Here is a 21,675-nt window from a genome sequence, read left to right on the forward strand (position 1 = left end):
GCGGGTAACTTAGGCTGTGATGTTTCTCCACCATCGGATCCGGGTGCCGCTGTGATATGGACAACCGCTAACGTCGGACCCATGAGCGAGGCCGTGATACCCACCGAAAACCACACCGATCCCCTGCCTTTGACCGGTGAGCGGACGGTGCCCGGCATCGCCGAGGAAAACTACTGGTTCCGCCGCCACGAGATCGCCTACGTGCGTTTGCTGGAGCGTTGCGAAGGCAAGATCGTGCTTGAGGCGGGTTCGGGAGAAGGCTACGGCGCCAACATGATCGCCGGGGTTGCCGAGCGTGTGATCGGCCTCGACTACGACGACAGCGCCGTCGCGCACGTGCGTGCCAAGTACCCCGCGGTCGAGATGATCCAGGGCAATCTGGCCGACCTGCCGCTCGACGACGCGTCCGTGGACATCGTGGTGAATTTCCAAGTCATCGAACACCTTTGGGATCAGTCACAATTCATCCGCGAATGCCTGCGGGTGCTCAAGCCCGGCGGCAAGCTGCTGATCAGCACGCCCAACCGGATCACCTTCTCCCCCGGGCGCGACACCCCGCTCAACCCCTTCCACACCCGCGAGCTCAACGCCGCCGAACTCACCGAACTCTGCGTCGAGGCCGGTTTCCGGCTCGAGCTGATGGCGGGCGTGTTCCACGGCGCGCCGCTGGTCGCGCTGGACGAGAAGTGGGGCGGGTCGATCATCGACGCGCAGATCGAGCGCGCACTGGCCGGTGAGCCGTGGCCCGCCGACCTGACCGCGGACGTCGCCGCCGTGCGCACCGACGACTTCGACCTGCTCGCCGACGCCGAGAGCGACATCGATGCCAGCCTCGACCTGGTCGCCATCGCGGTGAAGCCGTGACCTCGTCCTCGAACTCCGTGCCGGGCCAGTTCACCCTGGTCCTGCACTCCCACCTTCCGTGGCTGGCCCATCACGGGCGCTGGCCGGTCGGCGAGGAATGGCTCTATCAGTCCTGGGCGGCCTCCTACCTGCCCGTCGCCGAGGTGCTCGGAAAGCTTGCGGCCGAGGGCCGTTCGCATCTGCTGAGCCTGGGCATCACGCCGGTGCTGGCGGCGCAGCTGGACGATCCGCATTCGCTCGCGGGCATGCACCACTGGCTGGGCAACTGGCGGTTGCGCGCGGACGAGGCGTCGATGTCCGACAACACCGCGCTGGGCGGGCACGAGCACCGGCTGGCCAACGCCGCGCTGGCCGATTTCGAAACCAACTGGCGGCACGGCGCGTCGCCGGTGTGGCGCGGGCTCATCGACGCCGAGGCCATCGAGTTGCTGGGCGGACCGCTGGCGCATCCGTTCCAGCCGCTGCTCGACCCGCGACTGCGGGCCTATCAGCTCAGCGAGGGACTCGCCGACGCCCGCCAGCGCTGGGGTCACACCCCCGCCGGCATCTGGGCGCCCGAGTGCGGGTTCACCCCGGGCATGGAACGCGGATACGACGCCGCGGGTGTGACGCACTTCATGGTGGACGGGCCCGCGCTGCGCGGCGACACCACCCTGGGCCGCCCGGTGTGGGATTCGGACGTCGTGGCCTTCGGGCGCGATCTGCACGTCAGCTATCGCGTGTGGTCGCCGAAATCCGGCTATCCGGGCCACGCCGCCTACCGTGATTTCCATCACTACGATCACGCCACTGGTCTCAAACCGTCCCGGGTCACCGGCAAGACGGTCGCGGGTGCGGACAAGGCTCCCTACGATCCCGAACTCGCCGCGGCGGCCGTTCGCGAACACGTCGCGGACTTCGTGGAAACGGTGCGTGAACGATTGATCTCCGAGTCCGAGCGCATCGGCCGCCCGGCGCTCGTGGTGGCCGCCTTCGACACCGAACTCTTCGGCCATTGGTGGCACGAGGGACCGCAGTGGCTCGAGCAGGTCCTGCGCGCGCTGCCCGAGGCAGGCATCGAGGTCGGGACCCTGGCCGACGCCCGGGCCAAGGGTTATGTCGGGGAATCGGTGCAGCTCAGCGACTCCTCGTGGGGTTCGGGCAAGGACTGGCGAGTATGGGCCGGGGACCAGGTTCAGGATCTGGTCGACCTCAACGCGGAGGTGGTGCAGCTGGCGCTGGACACCCTCGACAAGATGCGGGTGGAAACCGGCGCGAACGCCTCGGAAACCGGCGAAACGGGTTTGCAGGGCCTCCGGAATCCGGTCGCCGACCAACTCCTGCGGGAGGCGATCCTGGCGGTCTCCAGCGACTGGGCGTTCATGGTGTCCAAGGACTCCGCGGCGGGGTACGCGCGTGACCGTGCCCACGAGCACGCCCACGCGGTGCGCGAGATCGCGGCCGCAGTTTCCGGCGGGCAACTCGCCAAAGCGGAGCAGTTGGCGGCAGGATGGTATGCGGCCGACGGATTCTTCCCAGCGCTGGATGCGCGCCGGCTCGGCCCCTCCTCAGAAGGACCCCAATGAAGATATTGATGGTGTCGTGGGAGTACCCACCCGTCGTTGTCGGCGGGCTGGGCCGTCACGTCCATCACCTGGCCACCGAGCTGGCCGCCGCCGGGCACGAGGTCGTCGTCCTCGCCCGGCGTCCCATGGGCACCGACGCCTCCACCCATCCCACCCACACGTTCATCGAGGACGGCGTGCTGGTGGTCGCGGTGGCCGAGGATCCGCCCTGCTTCGATTTCGGCGACGACATGCTGGCCTGGACCCTGGCCATGGGACACGCCATGGTGCGGGCCGGGATCGCGCTGAACAAGCCCGGCATCGGCGAGGGCTGGACCCCCGATGTGGTGCACGCGCACGACTGGCTCGTCGCGCACCCGGGTATCACGCTGGCCGAACACTATGACGTGCCACTGGTTTCCACGATTCACGCCACCGAGGCGGGCCGGCACAGCGGCTGGGTCTCGGGGCGGGTGAACAAGCAGGTGCACTCGGTGGAGTGGTGGCTCGCGCACGACTCCGACGCGCTCATCACCTGTTCGGAATCGATGAAGGACGAGGTCGAGCGGCTGTACCGGCCCGAGCGCTCGCCGATCACGGTGATCCGCAACGGCATCGACGTGAGCTCGTGGACCTTCCGCGAACGCGCGCCGCGTTCGGGACCGCCGCGGCTGCTCTATGTCGGGCGGCTCGAGTACGAGAAGGGCGTGCAGGACGCGATCGCGGCACTGCCGCGCATTCGCAAGCAGTACCCGGGCACCACCCTGACCATCGCGGGCATCGGCACCCAGTTCGATTGGCTGCGCGAGCGCGCCCGGGCCGCACGGGTGGCGCGCGCGGTGAACTTCGTCGGCCGCCTCGACCACACGGATCTGCTGGGCTGGCTGCACGGGGCCGACGCCATCGTGCTGCCCAGCCGCTACGAACCCTTCGGCATCGTGGCGCTCGAGGCCGCGGCCGCGGGCACCCCGCTGGTCACCTCCACCGCGGGCGGGCTCGGCGATCTGGTCACCGACGGCGTCACCGGCGCGTCCTTCGAACCGGCCGATGTGAACGGCATCGTCGAGGCCGTGTGCACGGTGCTGGACGATCCGGCCGCCGCGCAGGATCGGGCCTGGGCGGCGCGGGAACGTCTCACCGCCGATTTCGCCTGGGACGTGGTCGCGCAGGAGACCGCGCTGGTCTACCAGTCCGCCAAGCGCGGTGTCCGGAACCCGCTGGGCCGGCCCGAGATCTCCGAACGTCCGCTGCCGGAACGGGATCCGAACCAGCCGTTCTGAACGAACGGAACCGGCGACGGTTCCGCGGGACACCCTTCTGCCATGAACTAGAACGTGTTCTAATTCATGGCATGGGTGGACAGGTCGACGGCTTCGTGGATCCGAGATTCCGGGCGGTCCGCGACATCTTCGAGGAGAGTTTCGCGGACGGGCAGAACCTGGGCGCGGGACTGACGGTATACGCGAACACGCGATTGGTCGTGGATCTCTGGGGCGGGGTGGCCGATTCGCGCACCGGGCGGCGCTGGGAGCGGGGCACGCCGTGCCCGACGTTCTCGTGCACGAAGGCCGTGACGGCCACCGCGGCGTTGCAGGTCGCCGCGAAGCACCGCGTGGATCTGTACGCGCCCGTCACCCGGTGGTGGCCCGAATACGGCTGCGCCGGAAAGGAAGCCACCACAACGGCCGACCTGCTCGCCCATCGCGCGGGCCTGCCCGCGTTCGATCGGCCGATCTCCGCGGCCGAGGCCGCCGATCCCGCGCACATGGCGGGACTGCTGGCCGCGCAGACCCCGGTCTGGGAGCCCGGCACCCGGCACGGTTACCACGCACAGACATTCGGCTGGCTCGCCGGGGAACTGGTACGGCGGCACACGGATTCGACGGTCGGCGACTACGCGCTGCGGTATCTGAAAGCCGGCCTGTACATCGGGGCGGACGAGGCCGTGCGCGCGGAGACGGCCCGCACCGAGTTCCCGCACGCCGACCAAATGGCCTGGGACGATATCGATCCCATCCCCCGGGAGACCGCGGACCGGATGGCCGCCGCCTTCCGCGATCGGGATTCCCTCACCCTGCGCGCCACCGCGAACCCCCTCGGCCGCTACAACGATCCCGAGGTCCTGGCGGGCGGCTGGCCCGCCACCGGCCTGGTCACCACCTCCGACACCCTGGCCAGGTTCTACCGAACCCTGATGCAGGGCAGATATCTGCACCCCCGGTACCGGATGGAGGCGACCGCCGAACAGGTGCGCGGCCCCGACGAGGTCTTGCTCTCCGAGAGCGCTTTCGCCCTCGGCTACATGCTCCCCTGCGAGAACTTCATCGTCCCGCCCGCGGTCCCCGCCGGCGTGTTCGGCCACCCCGGCGCCGGCGGCGCACTGGCCTTCGCCGACCCGAACTCCCTCCTGTCCTTCGCCTTCATCCCGAACCTGCGCCGCGACTGGATGGCCGGCGACCGCCGCGCCTACAACCTCGTCGAGTCGGTTTACGCGGCGCTGTGACGGACGGGCGATCATCTGAAACCTGGCGCGGTGCGCGGAGTTCCGTCGGCGCGGGTCGGCCCGACAGGGCGAATGTCGGCGTGTCAGGGGTGATCGGAGCGAGCGGGCGGGGTGTCAGCGAGCCAGCGTCGAAAAGCGTCGTGGCGAAAAGCGAAGATATTGCCGGTGACTCGCAGTAGGCCGGTGCGGCGGCACCAGGCCAGGAACGCCGCGGGATGGGCGGTGAAGTCTGAGCCGCGGGCGAATACCAGGCGGGCGCAACCGTAGCGCAGCAGCGCCGCCGTCCAGGGACCGCCGCCGGTGACCACCCAGGCGACCAGCAGGAACCACCCCACTTCCAGTGCAGCCAGCGCACCGGGGTGCGTAGCGGTGGGAGTGGCTACGACGAGCCATAGTCCGATCGCGAGGAACGGGGTCCAGTACCGGACTCCCGCACGGCGCAGGGACAGTTCATCGGGACGAGGTTCGGGCACCCACCTGCTCGTGACGGTCGCCAGCAGGGCGAGCCCCGCACACAGGAACACCGCCGCACACCAGATTTGAGCGGCGACCAGCGGCGCCCACAGCAGGACCCGGCGTTGCGCGGCGTCGGCCACCGGCAGGACCCACAGCAGCCGTTCGCACAGCACGAACGCGCCGAACACCAACCCTGCCGCCGCGAGCTGCGCCGATATCGGCTGTCCGGCAGGCGATCCCGGCGCACGACGTGCGGTGGCCCGCCGGCAGGCGAGCAAGGTGCCTGCCACCAGCGTCAGAACGAACGGCAGTCCGAGACCCTCCGGCCCCTCGTCGGGGGACGGCGGGAACATGGCCAGCGCCCCGAGGGCCGCCATCGCGCCCACCAGTCCCGCCGCCAGCCCGATCTCGGCCCAGCGCGCGGGTAGCGGGGCGCAGCGGCGTGGCGCGGCCGACCAGGGCCGAACGGCCGTGACCACACCGCCCAGACAGGCGATACCCCACCACGATCCGACGGACCCCGGCTCCTGCGTCCGCAGGAACACAGTGGTGGCGGCGTAGGTCTCGGCGCCCAGGATCACCTGGAGCACAGGGCCGGCCAGGATCGAATAGCCTTGGAACACAACAGCACTCAGCAACGCGAATGCGATCGCGTGCAGGACTCGGCAGCGGGCGCCAGCCATGCGCCAGATCTCCCCCAGCGCGATGTTCCCGCCCGCGGCGGGTCCCGGCGCCCCACGCCGCGCGCAGGTGCGCAGCCAGGTGTGCACCTGCGCGGATGAATACCGGGGCTTGCCCGCCCGCCGGGTCGGCGGCTCCCCCGCCACCGCCGTATCGATGAGCGCCGTGAACAACAGCGCCTCCACCTCGGCGTCGTCCGCGCAGGCGGCCAGCCGGCCAGCCGCCGACCGGCCCTCGACACGCAACAGGTGCACCGCGGGTGTGAGCCGCGCGGGTGACCGCAACGCCCCGGCGAGCACGCCGCGCGGCTGCCCGGTCAGTCGGCCGAAGACCGGATCCCACTGCGCCGGATCACCATTGATCAGCGCGCAGCACCGCCGCAGATGCGCCTCGATCTCCACCGTCCGCAGTCCCCGCAGCTCGGCCACCGGCATAGCGAACAACGAGCCGCCCCCGACCGCCCGGTAGTCCGCGCTTCGGCACAACACCACCAATGGCCTTCCCCGCCACAGCGGTTCGTTGAGCCGGTCGACCGCCCGCGCCACGCCGCGGCGCGTGTTCGCCGCCGCTCCGGCGTCGCCCGTCGCGCTGCCCATGGTGCCCTCCGCCCGCGCGGCATCGGCGGCATCGGGGCCGTCACCGGCTGCTACGGCGGAATCGGCGGGCGCGGCGGGGATCTCGTCCAACCCGTCGAGGACGGGCAGGATCAGGTCGGCGGCCAGCAGCTCGGTGGCGACCCGGGCGTGCAGCCGGTAACCGGCGACCAGACGGCGGACCAGGAACCAGGTGAACGACTCGAGCTCGGGATCCCAGCTCGAGGCGTCCACCCGCACCGGCACGGGGGCGGGCCGGTCGGCGTCGGCGGGACGCAGGGCCAACAACCGCAGGACCAGCTGGGCTGCGGCGACCGTCTTTCCGGAGCCGGGATCACCCAGGATCAGCAGCCGCCGCGCCGGCAGCGCCGCGAAATATCCGCCGAGGTTGGTGATCCGGTCCGAGCCGGGGACGTCGTCGTGCCGGGCGGTGACCCGCAGGGCGCGGGGAATCTCCTCGCCCGCGGTCACTCCCAGATGATCGAGGTGCGAACGCTCCCGGCGGCGCACCCCTTCGGCCAGTTCTTCCGCGTGCGCCCGCAGCGCGGGTAGCGAGACATCGGGACGGATACGGCGGTACACACCGCGGGCGCCCGCGCCCAGGGCCGGTGCGGCTGCGCGGGCCAACGCTGTCTCGACTGTCACCGAACGAACCCCCTCGTGTCGGAACCGATCTCCCTACACGCATCGTCCGAGATGAGCCCGGTGCAACGGATCGCACCAAATCCGGGCGTCCGGGGTCAGGATTCGAGTTTCTTCAGGGTGCGCTCCACCGTCAGGTAGGTGCGGGTCGTGATGTCCTTGCCGTAGGTCTTTTCCAGCCAGGCCATGAAGGTGGTGGTGCGGGGGTCACTGTTGTCGACGATTGTGAGGATCGCGGCGGCGGGCCTGTCGTAGCGGACTATCGAGACCGCCTCGGCGAGGGTGTCCGAGGGTTTCGCGGGCGGGCCCGCCTCGGGGTCCTTCACGAAGGTGACGGTCAGGTAGGTCTCGCGGCAGTGGGTCAGGCCGGGGAAGGGGTTGGTGTCCACCAGCTCGCGGAGTTGTTCGCGACTGCGGATCAGGGTGCCGCCGCCGATCCCGAGCTCGGCCTGCAGGGCGTGCTGGATCCGGTCCTCCAGGGCGGGCACATCGGTCTCGGGGCTGTCGAAATACACGTTGCCGCTGGTCAGCAGGGAGCCCACCCGCTCGAAACCCAGGCCCTCGAACACGCCGCGCAGCTTCTCGTTCTTCATGTTCGGGTTGGTGGGCATGATCCCGCGCAGGAAAGCGGCGTAGCGATTCATGCCCCGAACCTATCGGGTGCGAACGACAATGGCCGGACCCGAGAGCCCGGCCATTCGTGGTTTGCGCGATTCAGGAAGCGCTGACGCCGTTCTTCTTTCGCTCGATGTCCTCGAGGGCCGCCATGTGCGCGGCGCGCGCCTCGGCGGCCGCGTCCCAGGCGTCCTTGCGGTTCTTGACCACCCGGGCAGGCGCGCCCACGGCAATGCCGAAGTCCGGGATATCGCCCTTGACCACCGCGTGCGCACCGAGCACACAGCCGCGGCCCACGCGCGTGCTGCGCAACACCGTCACCTTGGCGGCGATCCAGGTGTCGGGGCCGATGCGCACCGGGGACTTCACGATGCCCTGATCCTTGATCGGCATGTTGATGTCGTCGACCACGTGGTCGAAGTCGCAGATGTAGCACCAGTCCGCGACGAGGGTCGATTCACCGATCTCGATGTCGAGGTAGGTGTTCACGACGTTGTCCTTGCCGAACACGACCTTGTCGCCGATGCGGAGCGAACCCTCGTGGCAGCGAATGGCGTTGCCGTCGCCGATGTGCACCCACTTGCCGATTTCCAGGCGGGCCAGTTCGGGGGTCGCGTGCACCTCGATGTTGCGGCCGAGGAAGACCATGCCGCGCAGGATGATGTGCGGGTTGGCGGCCTTGAACTTGAAGAGCCGGTAGTAACGCACCAGGTACCACGGGGTGTAAGCGCGGTTGGCGAGCATCCATTTGAAGGAGGCGACCGTCAGGAAGCGGGCCTGCTCGGGGTCGCGGCGCCGCGACCCGGCCCAACGCGTGCGCAGCGGTGCGCCCCACATGCTCGTCACGAACTTGCTCCCTGTGATTGTGGCCGGGTTCACGCCCCGGCCGGGCCTGCTACGAGTACACACCATACAAGCCGCGCCGTCGGCGCCTCGCGCGTCGTCCGGCCCGCTACCGCCGTGCGATATATCGCCGATCGTCGCGGCGGCGCTGCGACAACGTCGCGGTGACCGCGCCCGCGGCCGCGATGGCGGCCAGCCCGAAGGCGAGATAGCGCGCGGAATCGAGCAGGACCGGGCTGCCCAGATTGACCAGGACCCCGGCCAGCGCGGAGGCGATCGCGTTGGCGATGAGCTGGGTGACGCTGATGCCCGCCGCGGCCTTGCCCGCCTCCGCCTCGTCGTCGGTGCTGCTCATGGCCGCCACGCTCAGATGCGGGAAGGCGAAGCCGATGCTGACCCCCGCCAGGAACAGCAGCGCGACCCAGCCCAGAATGCGCGGGCCGCTCGCGAATTCGGCCTGCAGCATCCCGTATCCGGTCATCGCGGCGGTCAGGGTCAGCGCACCGGCCACCACGGCCCGGCGCCGCGCCGGCGCGGTGGTGATTCCGACGCTGGTCAGCTGCCCGGCGATCCAGCCGACCGCCAGGGCCGCCCCGAAGAACCCGGCCACCACCGGGGTGAGACCGCCGAGCCGCTGGCCGAACAGCGGCAGGAACGCCTCCACCATGGCCACGCCGCTCAGCGCGGCCAGGGTCAGGTACACCCACTTGAGCGGATTGCCCGCCCGGTAGGTGAGCCGCGGCAGGACCGAGGTGGCCGAGCGGCGTTCCACCAGCACGAAGGCGATCAGCAGGCCGATACCGGCCGCCAGGCCCGCGACCGTCGCGATTCCCCTGGGCAGCACCGCGGTCACGCTGAACAGCGCGGCCGCGGCGGTCAGCAGTATCAGCGCCGTGACCGGCAGCCGGGGACGCTCGCCGCCTGTGACCGGCGCCGCGGGCAGGACCCTGCGCGCGATCACGGCCAGCGCCAGCGGCAGCGCGATCATCACCGCGAATGCCGCCCGCCACCAACCCAATTCGGCGAACACCCCGCCGAGGGAGGGCCCGAGCAGATTGCCCACCGCCCACATGGCGGACACGAGCGCGGTCGCCCGCGCCCACAGCGGCGCGGGCAGGGCGGACCGGATCACCGCGTACCCCAGCCCCGAGAGCAGGCCGCCGCCGAAACCCTGCACGGCCCGCCCCGCGACGATGATCTCCATCGCGGGGGCGACGGCGTTGATCAGCGACCCCAGGGCGAAGATCCCGAATGCCACCGCGTACGCGCGCCGGGCACCCCACAGCAGCAGCGCCCGCGGGACGAGCATCGCCGACACGACCGAGGCCGACAGGAACGCGGTGGTCACCCACGCGTAGAACCGGTCCCCGCCGAGTTCCTCGACCGCCGAGGGCAGCAGCGCCGCGGTGACGTATTCGTTGGTCGCGTACAACGCCACGCCACCCGCCAGCACGGTGACCGCGGCCAGCCGCCGCGCCTCGAACAGCGCTCGCCACCCGTCGCCACCCGCGCCGGTCTCGTCCTCGGATCGGCCCGCCACGGGCTCCCTGACTTCGGTCATGCGCTCGACCGTATTACCTGAACCACTGTTGAGGTACAGCCCTTGTGACCTGGATCGATACGCCACCGAAGGGCTTGCGCACCTGGGACTTCCGGATGGTTGCCGACCGCCGCCGACTCGACCGGGCGACGTCGACGGGTCAGCCGTGCCCGCCGTGGCCGGAGGCGCCCATGCCCGGCATCTCGGGCATCGTCATGGGTGTGGGTTGTTCGCCGGGGGCCAGGACCAGGAACTGGCCCATCATGCCTTTGTCCTCGTGCAGGAGCAGGTGGCAGTGGAACATGTACGGGTAGGTCGGGTCGCTGTGGCCGGTGAACCGCATCGCGAGGGTGTAGGTCGAGCCGGGGGCCGTGTAGACGGTGTCCTTCCAGCCGGACAGCTCCGGTGACGGGGTGCGGCCATCGACGTCGATGATCTGGAACTGGACGTCGTGGACGTGGAAGTTGTGCGGCCAGTTGTCGCTGTTGCGGACGGACCAGACCTCGGTGGTGTCGACGGGAATGGTCATGTCGATGCGGTTCATGTCCATGCGCTGGTTGTTGATCATGAACCACTTCAGATCGAAGTGCCGGGCGGGCTGCGTGCCCACGGGCACCAGGGGTGCGATGACCGCCAGCGAATCGGCCACGGCCGCAGCCGGTTTCAGCTGTGCGGCGGGTCGCAGGCGCAGGATGTCGAAGGTGTCGTCGAAGCCGAACGCGGCGGCGTGATCGATCCCGGCGCGCTGCTCGATGGGCAGCGAGCGCAGGGTGACGGGTTCGCCGCCGCGCAGATCCACGACGATCTCGACGCGTTCGCCGGGGCTGATCTGGATGGCGCGCAAGGGAACCGGGGCCGCGAGCAGTCCCCCGTCGGTGCCGACCAGCCGGAACTCGCGCCCGTCCGAGAGCGCCAGCCGATAGAGGCGGCCGGAGGAACCGTTGAGAATCCGCAGGCGCACCCGTTCGGTGGTCACGTCCAGATGCGCGCCGGCGATGCCGTTGGTGACGATGACGTCGCCGAGCAGGCCGACATCGCTGGGATCCGACTCGTCCAGCGCACCGGCCGGGGTGAGCCGGCGATCCTGGATGACCAGCGGAATGTCGTCCACGCCATAGTCGTTCGGGAGACCGGGGTCAGCGGCCGGATCATCCACCAGGAAGAACCCGGACAGGCCGCGATAGACGTGTTTCTCGGTGGAGCCGTGCGGATGCGGGTGGTACCAGAGCGTGGCGGCCGGCTGATCGACGGTCCAGCTCGGTTGCCACGTCCCGCCCGCGGCGATCGTCTGATGCGGGCCGCCGTCGCAGCTCGCCGGGACGTGCATGCCGTGCCAGTGCACGGTGGTGGGCTCCGGCAGGTCGTTGCGGATATCGAAGGCGACGGTCTCCCCGCGCCGGGCGCGCAGCGTCGGTCCCAGCACCGAGCCGTTGTACCCCCAGGTGGGCGTGGACTTTCCGGGCAGCATCTCGGTCGTGCCCGCGGCGGCGCGCAGGGTGAAGCGCCGCACACCGCCGGGGCCGATCGTCGAGTCGGCCAGCGGTGGCACGGGCAGCGGGCGGGTCGAACCCGACGGACCGGGCGCCGCCGAACCCGACGGACCGGCGGATCCGCCGCGACTGGCGCACCCGGTCGTCAGGGCCACCGAGGCCACGGCGAATCCGGTGAGAAAGCCTCGTCTCGAGACCACGACCAACTCCTACTCGTCCACCGGCGATCGACTGCCGCCGAGTTACCTCCAGCATCGATTGCCCCGGGGTAACCGCGACTCCTGCGCGCGGCCGGGTCCCCACCGCGCGCACCTCCTCCCCACGACCCTTGTGGCGGTCTCCGAAACGTGCTAACCAGCGCTTTCGACGGCGTTTCACCCGAGCCTCGGCCGCACGCCGCCACACCCGGTCCCCTACGGTGGGGGCGTGAGCGAGATGTGGTCCCGATGGCATCCGGAGGCAGCCGTGCGCTGGCTGCCGGTGGTGCTGGTCCCACTGCTGCTGGCGGCGAGCACCTTCCCCGGGCAGTACCGGGTGCCGTGGGTTTACTGGATGTTGTCCATGGCCGCGAGCGTGCTGTTCGCGCTGGGCGCGCGGTGGCCGTTGGCGGTGTCGCTGCTGCTGGCGGCGCTGGCCGTGCCCATGTTCCGGATTCCGGCGTGGGGGCTCTCGGGACTGGTGCCGTTTCTGGGCGCGGTGGCGCTGGTGGACGTGATTCGACGGACGCCCCGCAACGCCCCGGTGCTGCTCGCGGTCGCGGGCTGGACGGCGGCGGTGGTGATCGGGCGCGGGGCCACCCATGATCCGGGCGTCTCGCGCGCCACCCTCGTCCTCGAGGTCGGCACCTACGTCGGGCTGCCGGTGCTGCTGGGGCTGTACCTGCGCGGGCAGCGAGAGTTGGCCGCCACCCTGCGATTACGCGCCGCCGAGGCCGAGATGCGCCGCGCCGACGCCGAGCAGCGCACGCGCTCGGCCGAACGCGAGGCCCTCGCCCGCGAACTGCACGACCTCGTCGCCCATCACATGGCCTCGATCGTGCTGCGCATCGGAGTCGCGCGGCACGTGCTCGCCGACGCGGGGGCGAGCACCCCGGATGCGCGGACCTTCCCGGACGGCTCCACGACAGCCCACGGCGCGGCCGAGATCGTGGTGCCCGGATCCGAAGCGGTCGAACCACATTCGAGCGCGGGACCGCGGGGGTCCGGGTTGCCCGCCGTGCTCGACGATGTGCACGGCACCGCCGCCGCGGCGCTCGCCGACATCCGCCGGCTGCTGACCGCCCTGCGCGATCCGGCGCTGGGCGAGGTCGCGCTGGTGGACGCCGAGGCGGTGCGGACCGAGATCGGGGCCGCGGCCGATCGGGTGCGGGCGGCCGGCTTCGACGTGCGCGCCGAGATCCGCGCGAGCGTGGCGGGATTGGATGCGATCGGGCGGCTCACCCTGCTGCGGCTGGTCCAGGAATCGCTCACCAATGTCATGAAGCACGCCGATCCCGCGCGCCCGGTGCTGCTCACCGTCGACGACGCCGACGGGGGTATCGCACTCACCGTGCGCAGCGGCCGCCACGAGCGCCCGGCGAATGCCGTGACCGGGCACGGCATCATCGGTATGCGCGAACGGGTGGAGCTCGCGGGCGGGCGGCTCGCCATCGACGGCGCGGACCCCGCGCAGGCCGATCACGGTGGACGCGAGCACCGATTCCCCGCCGACGCCGCATGGACGGTCCGGGCGTGGCTGCCGAACATTCCGACTCAGGAGGCGGGCCGATGACGACCGTGCCGCAGATGATCACCGTGTTGCTGGTGGACGACCAGCGCCTGGTGCGCGCCGGACTGCGCATGCTCATCGAATCCACCGCGGATCTGCGCGTGGTCGGCGAGGCGGCGAACGGCGTGGAGGCGATCCGGCTCGCGGCCGAACTCTCCCCCGATCTCGTACTCATGGATCTGCGCATGCCCGGACTCGACGGCGTGGCCGCCACCGAGCGCATCACCGCGAGCGGCGCCCGGTCGAAGGTCCTGGTGCTCACGACCTTCGACGACGACGAGCACCTGTACCCGGCGCTCGCGGCCGGGGCGACCGGCTATCTGGTCAAGGACACCGAGCCGGGCGAGCTGCTGACCGCCATCCGCCGCACCGCCGAGGGCGACATGCTGTTCTCGCCGCCGCTGCTGCGCCGCCTGGTCGAACGGGTGGTCGCCGTCACCGAACCCGCCGAATCCGTTCCCGCGCAGGCGGATACGACCCCGCGCGAGCGGGAGGTCCTGACCCTGGTCGGCGAAGGACTGAGCAATCAGGAAATCGCGGACCGCCTGCACCTGGGAGTGACCACGGTCAAAACCCATGTCGCCAATCTGATGGACAAGACCGGCTGCGACAATCGCGTGCGACTGGCGGTGTACGCGTTCCGAACCGCCCGCACACCACCGCGATAGGCACTACGCATGGGGTATCGATCCCGGCGGTCGGTACCGAAAGTAGGCTGTGCTCCGGTTGCATCAGCCCCACGAGAAACCAGAGACTCCGTACTGGCAGAAGGGACACCAGCAGGTGCGAAACGGCAGGCGGCAGACCGGGCGTGACGAGCGGCGATCGTATTCCGGACCTCGCGTCCCCGATCGCGGCGCCCTGTCCTGGCGCCGGACGGGTCCCCTCGCGGTGGCGGCGGTGAGCGTACTGGCCCTGAGCGCGTGCGGCAGTACGACGGTCGACGACATCCGGGTCGGGCCGGGCGATGGCTGGCCGCTGGCGTTCCACGACGCGCGCAACAGCGCGGCGAGTCCGGTCACCGGTTCGCGTGCGTTGACGCTGAGCTGGTCGCGGCCCGTGGGCGGGCCGATCGCGGCGCCGGTCACGATCGGCCCGGAGGGTCAGCTCTTCGTCACCACCCGCACCACCTCCTGCAACATCTTCTCCTTCCTCATGCCCACGGGGCGCAAGCGTTTCTGCAATCCCATGGGGCCCAGTGCGATCTACGGCGGCACCGCCGTGGACGGCACCACCAACATCTACGTCGGCGACGACGGCGGGACGTACTCTTTCAACGCGCTGGGTCAGCCGCGCTGGCGCACGCCGCAGGCCGGGGTGCCGATCTCGGTGCAGTTCACCGGTGACGGAAATGTGCTGTCGGTGACCCAGTCCGGGCAGATCGACGTACTCAGCCGGCAGACCGGCGAGCGCCGGGTCTCGAGCATGCAGTTGCTCGGCGAGCCCGATTTCATGAAGTACCCCAACCTGAATCGGCCGCCCGACGGCGAGGGCCTCGAGGAGTGCGCCATCGGCGGCGCGAGTTGCCCCGTCGCGAATGTGTCCGCGGTCGACGAGAAGTCGGGCAGGTTCTTCGTCACGGTGTGGCGGCCCGGTTCCGGCGCCGCCGACCTGGTCGCACTGACCTACGACGGCAAAGAGATTCGTCAGGACTGGAGCGCGCAGATGCTCGCGGGCGGCAGTTCCACCAGCCCGACCCTGTCCGCGGATGGCTCCACGGTGTACGTGGGCGACAACAACAATCGCCTGCTCGCGGTCGACACCGCCGACGGCCGCACCAAATGGGCGCAGGATCTCGGCTTCCCCGCTCGCGGCGCGATCTCCGCGGCCGACGGCCTGCTCATCCCCTCGGGCGACGGCGGTCACCTGCTGGCCATTCGCGACCGCGGCGACAGCGCCGAGATCGCCTGGGAGCGCAAGGATCTGGCCCTGCGCGGCCGCCCCGTCCAAACGGACGGCGGCACCGGCTACACGGTGGCCCCCATCGGCGACAGCCTCACCCTGGTGACCTTCGACAGCCGCACCGGCGAGACGGTCGACTCCGATGACCTGCCCGGCGCGGAAGGCAGCACGTCCGGCACCTCGATCGGCGCGGAAGGCGAGGTCGTGGTGGCGACCCGGATCGGCGAGCTCTTCGTCTACAAGCCGGAGAAGAAGTAGCGGCTCCTCGCGGCCGGGCGCGTGCCGCCGCACCGGATCCGGTGCGGGGCGCGCTCACCGCGCCCGCAACCCCGCGAGCAATCGGGTGAGGTGCCCGGCGGCTTGGGCCGGGTCCAGGGGCGCGTGATCGACCAGCATGCGGTACCAGAACGGGCCGAAGATCAGGTCCGCGGCGTAGTCGACGTCCAGGCCCGGATCGAGTTCGCCCGTGGCGATTCCCCGCCGCAGCAGGTCCGCCACGACCGCCCGGCGGGTACCGGTCCACGCGGTGAAGGCGACGCGGAAGTCCGGATCGAGTTGTGCGGCGGCCATCATCCCGCGCAGCGACTCCATGCGCAGCGGATGATGCACGACCGCGTACAGCGCGGCCATGAACTCCGTGAGATCCTGTGCCGCCGAACCGGTGTCGGGCACCGGCATACGGTCGGCGACGGTGCGGGCGTAGGCCTCCAGCACGAGTTCGGGCAGTGAACGCCACCACCGGTAGATGGTGCTCTTGGCGACCCCCGAGCGCGCGGCGATCTTCTCGATGGTGAGTGCGCGACCTCGCCGCGACCCTCGGCGACCATGACGTCCGGGTGCCGCAGATGCCGAATCCCGAAGCGCCCGAACCGCAGCCGTGGCTGGACGCGGTGCGGGCCGAGATCACCGACCCGGCCGACACCGTCCTGGTCGGGCACAGCCTCGGCGGCGTCACCATGCTGCGCGCGCTCGAGCGCCACGAGGGTGAACCCTTCGCCGGACTGGTGCTCGTCGCCGCGATGGCGCACGAGGTCGGCTACGACCAGCTCGCGCCGTTCTTCGACGGCGGCTTCGACTGGGACCGGATTCGCAATGCCGCCAAGGGTTTCCGCGTCCTGGTCGCCGTGGACGACCCGGTCCTGACCCCCGCCCCGCTCGAGCACGTCCAGCTCTTCGCCACCCACCTGGGCGCCAAGGCCCTGGTGACCCCGGACGGCATCCACTTCAGCCGCCACCAGAACCGGCGCGAGCTGCACGAAGCGGTGGATCTGGTGCGGGACCTGCTGCCCTGACCGGATCACCGGGGACGAGCCGCCCGCAGCGGCGGCGCATCACCACGGCCCTCCGCGCCCGCAACGGACGCGGGCGGCGCCACCGCACGGGACCCCCGGACAGCATTCTGCGACTCGACCCGGCCGCCCCGAACCCTCGGGGCGGCCGAACTCGTTTCAGCGCGTGTGCGCGAAGCCCTTGCGGCGGTGACTATTCCGGGCGGATCGCGTCCAGGCGAGCCGAGGCGCGGTCGAGCAGGGCCATCAGGGTTTCGCGTTCCTCGGGGGTGAATTCCTTCGCGAGGGTGCGTTCGACGTGGATGGCGCGGGCGTCGGCGTCCGCGAGGACGGCGGCCCCGGCGGCGGTCAGGCTGGTTTCGAGGATGTTCCGGTGCCACGCGTGGGGGGTGCGCTCGATCAGGCCGCGCTCACGCAGGTTGGCCAGGACGGTGTTCATGGTCGGCGGGGTGACGCCGCACTCGCGGGCTAGGGCCGCGGCGGAGATCCCCGGGTTGCCGTTCAGCACGAGCAGGGCCGCGTACTGGGGCACGGTCACCCCGGCGGGCTTCACGGCCGGGTTCTTCGCGCCCTGCAGGGCTTGTTCGGCGCGCTTGATGTACGAACCCAGGCGCTCCCCGGCAGGCATCGACGTCACGGGAGCCATCCTATTCGACCCTTCCTGTCATTCGAGTCTTGACGATCATTAGAACTCTAATCTATGTTCGTGTCCGAATTTAAGTACGGTTCCACCGGAAGGTCCACCCCATGTCTCGCGTGCACCGCCTACGTTTCACACTCCCCGCAGCGGCGTTGCTGCTCGCCCTGACGGCATGCTCGAACAGCGCGGAATCCCCCGCCACCCCTGCCGCACGGATCAGCACCGCCTACGAGCTACCGGAGGAGCGCGCCTACCCCGAAGGCATCGCGGTCGACGGCCGCACCGGGGACGTCTACGTCGGGTCGTTCACCACCGGCGCGATCTACCGCGGCACATCGGGCAATCCGAAGGCCGAGATCTTCCTGCCCCCGGGCGCCGACGGCAGGCGCACCGCCAACGGCCTGCGCGTGGACGCCTCCGGCCGGCTCTGGGTCATCGACCACACGAAGGGCGTCACGGTCTACAACCTCGAAACCCGCGCTCTCGTGGCACGTTTCGACGCGGCCACCGAGAACCCGTTCCTCAACGATCTGACCGTCACCCCGGACGGCGCGGTGTACCTGACCGACAGCGTGCGGCCGGTGATCTACCGCATCACCCCCGCCGAACTCGACGCCGCCGTCGCCGCGGGCGGGCGCGCCGAGCTGGCGGTCTTCACCGATCTGAGCGCGGCCAAGGATCCCGCCGCCACCCTGCTGCTCAACGGCATCGTCTCCGATCCGGCGGGCCGGTACCTGCTCACGGTCTGCATGGCGACCGGCGATCTGTACCGGGTCACGCTGCAGGGCGAGCCGCAGATCAGCAAGGTCGCACTCGACAAGGGCAACATGCTGTTCGGCGACGGCCTGGAACTGCGCGGCGACACCCTGTGGGCCGTGCACAACAAGGACAATTCGGTGAGCCGCTGGCGCCTGTCCGCCGACGGCACGAGCGCCGAACTCCAGAATCTGGTCACCGACGAAGCCCTGCGTATCCCCACCACCATCGCGCACGCGGGCGATCGGGCGCTGGTCGTGGTGTCGCAATTCGACCGCGGCGGCCCGATGGGCGAGGGCACCCCGACCACACCGTTCCGCGTGGTCGCCATCGACGGCCTCTGACAGCTCCGACGGCTCCTACGATTCCGACGGCTTCGGAACCCGGCGCCGGCATCCACCCGGAGCCCGGACAGGGCCGGGCCGCCGCGCGCTCAGGGCGTCGCGCAGAGAAAAACCTTGGCGGTCTTGCCGATTCGCGTGATGACGAGCGTATGCGGTTGCGAGCCCTTGGGTTTGAGCCGCGCACGCAACTGGTCCGGATCGATATCCACACCGCGCGTGAGGATTTCGAGCGGCCCGCAGTCCCGCCGATGCAGTTCGGCGCGCAGCGGCTTCTCCCGGAAGTCCATGCGATCCAGGACGCGGAACCCGCGTACCCCGTCGGGCACCTTGTCGCCGGTGAGATAGGCGATGCGCGGATCCAGTTGCCACAGGCCGTGTTTGGCGGCGTAGTGCCGCACCAGACCGGCGCGCACGATCGCCCCGTCGGGATCGACGATCCACTCCCCCGGCGCCCGTTCGGGAATCTCGTCCGGGTCGGCGTCGGTGAGCACTTCGGGATCCCGGGAGGACGACAGCACGGTCGCCCGGCGGGTCACCCCGGGCGCGGCCAGGCCCGGCGACCACAGGCACGCTTCGCGCACCGAGCCGTCCAGCGAGGCCACCTCGATCTCGCCGGCCCACGCGAGTTTGTCGAAATCCAGTCCCGGAGCGCATTTCACGGCCAGATCGCGTCCGGCGTAGGCGGCGAGCAGATCCGGCAGCGGGGGTTGCAGTTTGGCGGGGTCGTGGGTGCGGCGGCCGTCGGCCCGGCGGGCAGGATCGGCGATCACCACCTCGGCGGTGCTGCACGGCACGAGCGCATCGGCCTTGGCCAGCACGATGTTTCGGCCTGCCGCCGCGGCCGTCCGATGCTCGTCCCCGGCGGGCTCGAACTCTTCACCGGTCGCGGTGATGCCCCGGCGCACAGGGGCGCCCACCGCCCGGACGCCGAGATTGTGCGCGGCGATGGCCAGCCGCACCGCGTCCAGGTCGCTGCCGACGACGGCCGGGCACACCCGCGCCAGTTCGGCCAATTCCGCACCGATGGAACAGGTTACGTCGTGCACCGTGCGACCCGCGAGCCGCTGCGCGCGATGGCGGGCCACCGCGGTCGGCGTGGCCTGCTGCAGGGCGTCGTCGGTGAAGAGCCAGTCCCGTGCCCCGTCGAGCTTGACGACGGCCCGGCGGCGCAGCCGGACCGTTTCCACCAGGGCCGCGGTGTGCTCGCCGTGATCGCGCCGCAGCCGCTCGATGTCGCGCAGCAGTGTGGCGGGGGTGAGCGCGAAAGCCGCCACCTCGCTCAGCGCGGCCGTGGCGGCCGCGCTCGCGAGGTAGGCGACGTCGTCGCGCGTGAAAGCGAACCCGCTGGAGCCCACCGGTTCTCGGGGACTACTTGGCGGAAGCGCCGGGCTTCACGCCGGTGATCATGGCGTTGTAGAAGAACTGACGCGGGACCACGTGCCGCAGCACCTTCTCGTCCAGCCAGCTGAAGCCGAGCCACGCCCGGTACTGGGCCATCCGGTAGCCGACGGTCAGCTTCTCCTCGGGCACGGCGGCCTCGAAGGTGCGCACCGGCCAGCCCCACAGGGCGGCGGCGAACTCTTCGGTCTCGGCCTTGACCTCGACCGCGCCGGCGCTGCGGGCCATGGCCTCGAGGTCGGAGGGATCGAAGGTGTGCAGATCCACGACGGCCTCGAGCGCGGCGGCGCGCGAGGACTCGTCCAGTTCGGACTGCGGGCGGCGCCAGCCGGACAGGAACGGCAGCTTGGTGATCTCGGTGGTCACCTTCCAGGTCACCTGGCCCAGGCGGCGCGCGTAGATGTTGCCGATGGTGGTCGGCTCACCCGCGAACACGAAACGCCCGCCGGGCTTGAGCACGCGCAGGCACTCCTTGAGCGCCAGCTCCACGTCCGGAATGTGGTGCAGCACCGCGTGACCGACGACGAGATCGAAGGTGTCGTCGTCGTACGGGATGGTCTCGGCGTCGGCGACCCGGCCGTCCACGTCCAGGCCCAGGTTCTGGCCGTTGCGGGTGGCGACCTTGACCATGCCGGGGGAAAGGTCGGTGACCGATCCCCGCTTGGCCACGCCGCCCTGCATCAGGTTCAGCAGGAAGAAGCCGGTGCCGCAGCCCAGTTCGAGGGCGTGGTCGTAGGGCAGGGGCGCATTCGGGACCACCGCGTCGAAACGCCCGCGCGCGTATTCGATACAACGCTCGTCGTAGGAGATGGACCACTTCTCGTCGTAGGTCTCGGCCTCCCAGTCGTGGTAGAGGACCTGCGCGAGCTTGTTGTCGGAATACGCGGCCTGGACCTCCGCCTCGGTGGCGTGCGGGTTCGGCGCGGGGTCTTCAGGACGAACGGTCATAACAGGGCAGCCTAATGAATGCCCCGGTGGGGGTGCCTATCGGCCCACGAAACCGGCCGCTCCCGGGCCGGATGCCTCATAAGAACGTGTTCCAACCTGCTGATCTTCGGTGCCGAACAGCGCGGCCCATTCGGTGCGGGCGCGATCGTGGCCGTGGGTGCCCGCCTCGAAGACCCGTTTGGCCGCGGCGATCGCCAGCGCCGGGGCGCCGGCGTATCGGGCGGCCCAGCGCAGCGCGGCGGCGAAGACATCGTCGGGGGCGACGACCTCGTCGACCAGGCCCAGCGCCGCGGCTTCCTTCGCGTCGACGAACCGGCCGCTGTAGACCAGATCCTTGGCGCGCGACGGGCCGATGAGCAGGCTCAGGCGGCGGATCCCGGCGAGCGGAATCAGGCCGGCCTTGATCTGCGGCAGGCCCAGCTTCACGTTGTCGCCGATGATCCGGTGATCGGCGCCCAGCGCCAGTTCCAGACCCGCGCCCAGCGCGTAGCCGCTGATGGCGGCCACGGTCGGCTGCGGCAGTCGCGCGAGGCTGTTCAGCGCGGCCTGGAAGTCGGCGACCACGGCTTCGGCCTGGCCGGGCGTGAACGCGGCCAGTTCGGCCATCTCGTCCCCGGCGGAGAACACGCGCTCGTCCCCGTAGACGATCACCGCCGAGACGCTCGCGTCGCCCGCGATCTCCTCGACCGCGCCGGCGACCTCCAGGGCCACCTGCAGATCGATCAGATTCATCGGCGGGCGCGCGATCCGGAGGACGGCAACGCCCTGCGCGACATCCCGGTCCACGGTCACAAATTCGGCCACAGCGGTCACCCTACTGCCGCCGCGCGCCCCGGCACCGGCCGGGCGGCCGCTGCCGG

The 21,675-nt window shown here is 70.6% G+C and carries 19 protein-coding genes; 9 read left to right on the forward strand and 10 right to left on the reverse strand.

Annotated elements, in window-relative coordinates; all coding sequences use genetic code 11:
- The first annotated feature begins 81 nt into the window (after nt 1-81).
- The 4 genes from ACFVBH_RS10365 (at nt 82) to ACFVBH_RS10380 (ending at nt 4,911) form a co-directional block, all read left to right on the forward strand.
- Nucleotides 82-864: a class I SAM-dependent methyltransferase gene (locus ACFVBH_RS10365; RefSeq protein ID WP_379001146.1), complete on the forward strand. Its 783-nt coding sequence runs from the start codon at nt 82-84 to the stop codon at nt 862-864.
- Nucleotides 861-2,429 (forward strand): 1,4-alpha-glucan branching protein domain-containing protein, encoded by a 1,569-nt coding sequence (locus ACFVBH_RS10370; RefSeq protein WP_379001147.1) that lies wholly within the window; start codon nt 861-863, stop codon nt 2,427-2,429. The genes ACFVBH_RS10365 and ACFVBH_RS10370 overlap by 4 nt, the downstream gene beginning before the upstream one ends.
- Entirely contained in the window at nt 2,426-3,688 is a 1,263-nt protein-coding gene (locus ACFVBH_RS10375) for a glycosyltransferase family 4 protein (RefSeq protein ID WP_379001148.1), read from the forward strand. Before ACFVBH_RS10370 ends, ACFVBH_RS10375 begins: the two co-directional genes overlap by 4 nt.
- A gap of 71 nt (nt 3,689-3,759) precedes the next feature.
- The gene (locus tag ACFVBH_RS10380) at nt 3,760-4,911 is read left to right on the forward strand and encodes a serine hydrolase domain-containing protein (RefSeq protein WP_379001149.1); all 1,152 of its coding nucleotides are present in this window, start codon (nt 3,760-3,762) and stop codon (nt 4,909-4,911) included.
- An 83-nt stretch (nt 4,912-4,994) separates the two neighbouring features.
- On the opposite strand, the gene ACFVBH_RS10385 is transcribed toward ACFVBH_RS10380, so the two are convergent.
- The 5 genes from ACFVBH_RS10385 to ACFVBH_RS10405 all read right to left on the reverse strand — a co-directional run bounded on the left by ACFVBH_RS10385 (nt 4,995) and on the right by ACFVBH_RS10405 (nt 11,977).
- Nucleotides 4,995-7,286 carry a hypothetical protein gene (locus tag ACFVBH_RS10385; protein WP_379001150.1) on the reverse strand — a complete coding sequence of 764 codons (2,292 nt, stop codon included), beginning with the start codon at nt 7,284-7,286 and terminating at the stop codon, nt 4,995-4,997.
- Between the two features lie 95 nt (nt 7,287-7,381).
- Nucleotides 7,382-7,927, reverse strand: a complete 546-nt coding sequence (locus ACFVBH_RS10390) for a DUF1697 domain-containing protein (RefSeq protein WP_354985101.1) — start codon at nt 7,925-7,927, stop codon at nt 7,382-7,384.
- A 70-nt stretch (nt 7,928-7,997) separates the two neighbouring features.
- The gene (locus ACFVBH_RS10395) at nt 7,998-8,744 is read right to left on the reverse strand and encodes an acyltransferase (protein WP_354985100.1); all 747 of its coding nucleotides are present in this window, start codon (nt 8,742-8,744) and stop codon (nt 7,998-8,000) included.
- Nucleotides 8,745-8,850: 106 nt separating this feature from the next.
- Nucleotides 8,851-10,302 (reverse strand): MFS transporter, encoded by a 1,452-nt coding sequence (locus ACFVBH_RS10400; RefSeq protein ID WP_379001151.1) that lies wholly within the window; start codon nt 10,300-10,302, stop codon nt 8,851-8,853.
- Between the two features lie 139 nt (nt 10,303-10,441).
- Nucleotides 10,442-11,977 (reverse strand): multicopper oxidase family protein, encoded by a 1,536-nt coding sequence (locus tag ACFVBH_RS10405; protein WP_379001152.1) that lies wholly within the window; start codon nt 11,975-11,977, stop codon nt 10,442-10,444.
- Nucleotides 11,978-12,206: 229 nt separating this feature from the next.
- Here ACFVBH_RS10405 and ACFVBH_RS10410 point away from each other — a divergent pair, with 229 nt between their 5' ends.
- The 3 genes from ACFVBH_RS10410 (at nt 12,207) to ACFVBH_RS10420 (ending at nt 15,698) form a co-directional block, all read left to right on the forward strand.
- Nucleotides 12,207-13,541 carry a sensor histidine kinase gene (locus ACFVBH_RS10410; protein WP_379001688.1) on the forward strand — a complete coding sequence of 445 codons (1,335 nt, stop codon included), beginning with the start codon at nt 12,207-12,209 and terminating at the stop codon, nt 13,539-13,541.
- A gap of 14 nt (nt 13,542-13,555) precedes the next feature.
- A complete protein-coding gene (locus ACFVBH_RS10415) occupies nt 13,556-14,206 on the forward strand; it encodes a response regulator transcription factor (protein WP_354985169.1) in 651 nt (216 codons plus the stop codon).
- A 232-nt stretch (nt 14,207-14,438) separates the two neighbouring features.
- The gene (locus ACFVBH_RS10420) at nt 14,439-15,698 is read left to right on the forward strand and encodes a PQQ-binding-like beta-propeller repeat protein (protein WP_354985091.1); all 1,260 of its coding nucleotides are present in this window, start codon (nt 14,439-14,441) and stop codon (nt 15,696-15,698) included.
- A gap of 54 nt (nt 15,699-15,752) precedes the next feature.
- On the opposite strand, the gene ACFVBH_RS10425 is transcribed toward ACFVBH_RS10420, so the two are convergent.
- Nucleotides 15,753-16,154 (reverse strand): TetR-like C-terminal domain-containing protein, encoded by a 402-nt coding sequence (locus tag ACFVBH_RS10425; protein WP_354985090.1) that lies wholly within the window; start codon nt 16,152-16,154, stop codon nt 15,753-15,755.
- An 80-nt stretch (nt 16,155-16,234) separates the two neighbouring features.
- Between ACFVBH_RS10425 and ACFVBH_RS10430 the strand changes: the two genes are divergently transcribed.
- Nucleotides 16,235-16,732 carry an alpha/beta fold hydrolase gene (locus tag ACFVBH_RS10430; RefSeq protein WP_379001153.1) on the forward strand — a complete coding sequence of 166 codons (498 nt, stop codon included), beginning with the start codon at nt 16,235-16,237 and terminating at the stop codon, nt 16,730-16,732.
- 190 nt (nt 16,733-16,922) lie between these two features.
- Here the strand turns inward: ACFVBH_RS10430 and ACFVBH_RS10435 are convergent, their stop codons facing one another.
- Nucleotides 16,923-17,375: a MarR family winged helix-turn-helix transcriptional regulator gene (locus ACFVBH_RS10435; RefSeq protein WP_379001154.1), complete on the reverse strand. Its 453-nt coding sequence runs from the start codon at nt 17,373-17,375 to the stop codon at nt 16,923-16,925.
- 101 nt (nt 17,376-17,476) lie between these two features.
- On the opposite strand from ACFVBH_RS10435, the gene ACFVBH_RS10440 reads away from it, so the two are divergent.
- Nucleotides 17,477-18,469, forward strand: coding sequence for an SMP-30/gluconolactonase/LRE family protein (locus ACFVBH_RS10440; protein WP_379001155.1), 993 nt, complete (start codon nt 17,477-17,479; stop codon nt 18,467-18,469).
- 89 nt (nt 18,470-18,558) lie between these two features.
- Here ACFVBH_RS10440 and ACFVBH_RS10445 read toward each other — a convergent pair whose 3' ends face one another.
- Genes ACFVBH_RS10445 through ACFVBH_RS10455 form a run of 3 tightly spaced genes read right to left on the reverse strand, consistent with a single transcriptional unit; the run spans nt 18,559 to nt 21,619 of the window.
- Entirely contained in the window at nt 18,559-19,824 is a 1,266-nt protein-coding gene (locus ACFVBH_RS10445) for a class I SAM-dependent methyltransferase (RefSeq protein ID WP_379001156.1), read from the reverse strand.
- Between the two features lie 13 nt (nt 19,825-19,837).
- Nucleotides 19,838-20,815 carry a class I SAM-dependent methyltransferase gene (locus ACFVBH_RS10450; protein ID WP_354985086.1) on the reverse strand — a complete coding sequence of 326 codons (978 nt, stop codon included), beginning with the start codon at nt 20,813-20,815 and terminating at the stop codon, nt 19,838-19,840.
- A gap of 36 nt (nt 20,816-20,851) precedes the next feature.
- Entirely contained in the window at nt 20,852-21,619 is a 768-nt protein-coding gene (locus tag ACFVBH_RS10455) for an enoyl-CoA hydratase-related protein (protein ID WP_354985085.1), read from the reverse strand.
- Between the last annotated feature and the right edge of the window lie 56 nt (nt 21,620-21,675).

Source organism: Nocardia sp. NPDC057668 (assembly GCF_042799795.1).
Lineage (GTDB): Bacteria > Actinomycetota > Actinomycetes > Mycobacteriales > Mycobacteriaceae > Nocardia.

What these genes read in the sequence shown, in the direction of transcription:
- ACFVBH_RS10365 (WP_379001146.1), top strand. Translation starts at nt 82, where the DNA reads ATGAGCGAGGCCGTGATACCCACCGAAAACCACACCGATCCCCTGCCT.
- ACFVBH_RS10375 (WP_379001148.1), top strand. Translation starts at nt 2,426, where the DNA reads ATGAAGATATTGATGGTGTCGTGGGAGTACCCACCCGTCGTTGTCGGC.
- ACFVBH_RS10380 (WP_379001149.1), top strand. Translation starts at nt 3,760, where the DNA reads ATGGGTGGACAGGTCGACGGCTTCGTGGATCCGAGATTCCGGGCGGTC.
- ACFVBH_RS10390 (WP_354985101.1), bottom strand. Translation starts at nt 7,927, where the DNA reads ATGAATCGCTACGCCGCTTTCCTGCGCGGGATCATGCCCACCAACCCG.
- ACFVBH_RS10400 (WP_379001151.1), bottom strand. Translation starts at nt 10,302, where the DNA reads ATGACCGAAGTCAGGGAGCCCGTGGCGGGCCGATCCGAGGACGAGACC.
- ACFVBH_RS10410 (WP_379001688.1), top strand. Translation starts at nt 12,207, where the DNA reads ATGTGGTCCCGATGGCATCCGGAGGCAGCCGTGCGCTGGCTGCCGGTG.
- ACFVBH_RS10415 (WP_354985169.1), top strand. Translation starts at nt 13,556, where the DNA reads ATGATCACCGTGTTGCTGGTGGACGACCAGCGCCTGGTGCGCGCCGGA.
- ACFVBH_RS10435 (WP_379001154.1), bottom strand. Translation starts at nt 17,375, where the DNA reads ATGGCTCCCGTGACGTCGATGCCTGCCGGGGAGCGCCTGGGTTCGTAC.
- ACFVBH_RS10440 (WP_379001155.1), top strand. Translation starts at nt 17,477, where the DNA reads ATGTCTCGCGTGCACCGCCTACGTTTCACACTCCCCGCAGCGGCGTTG.
- ACFVBH_RS10450 (WP_354985086.1), bottom strand. Translation starts at nt 20,815, where the DNA reads ATGACCGTTCGTCCTGAAGACCCCGCGCCGAACCCGCACGCCACCGAG.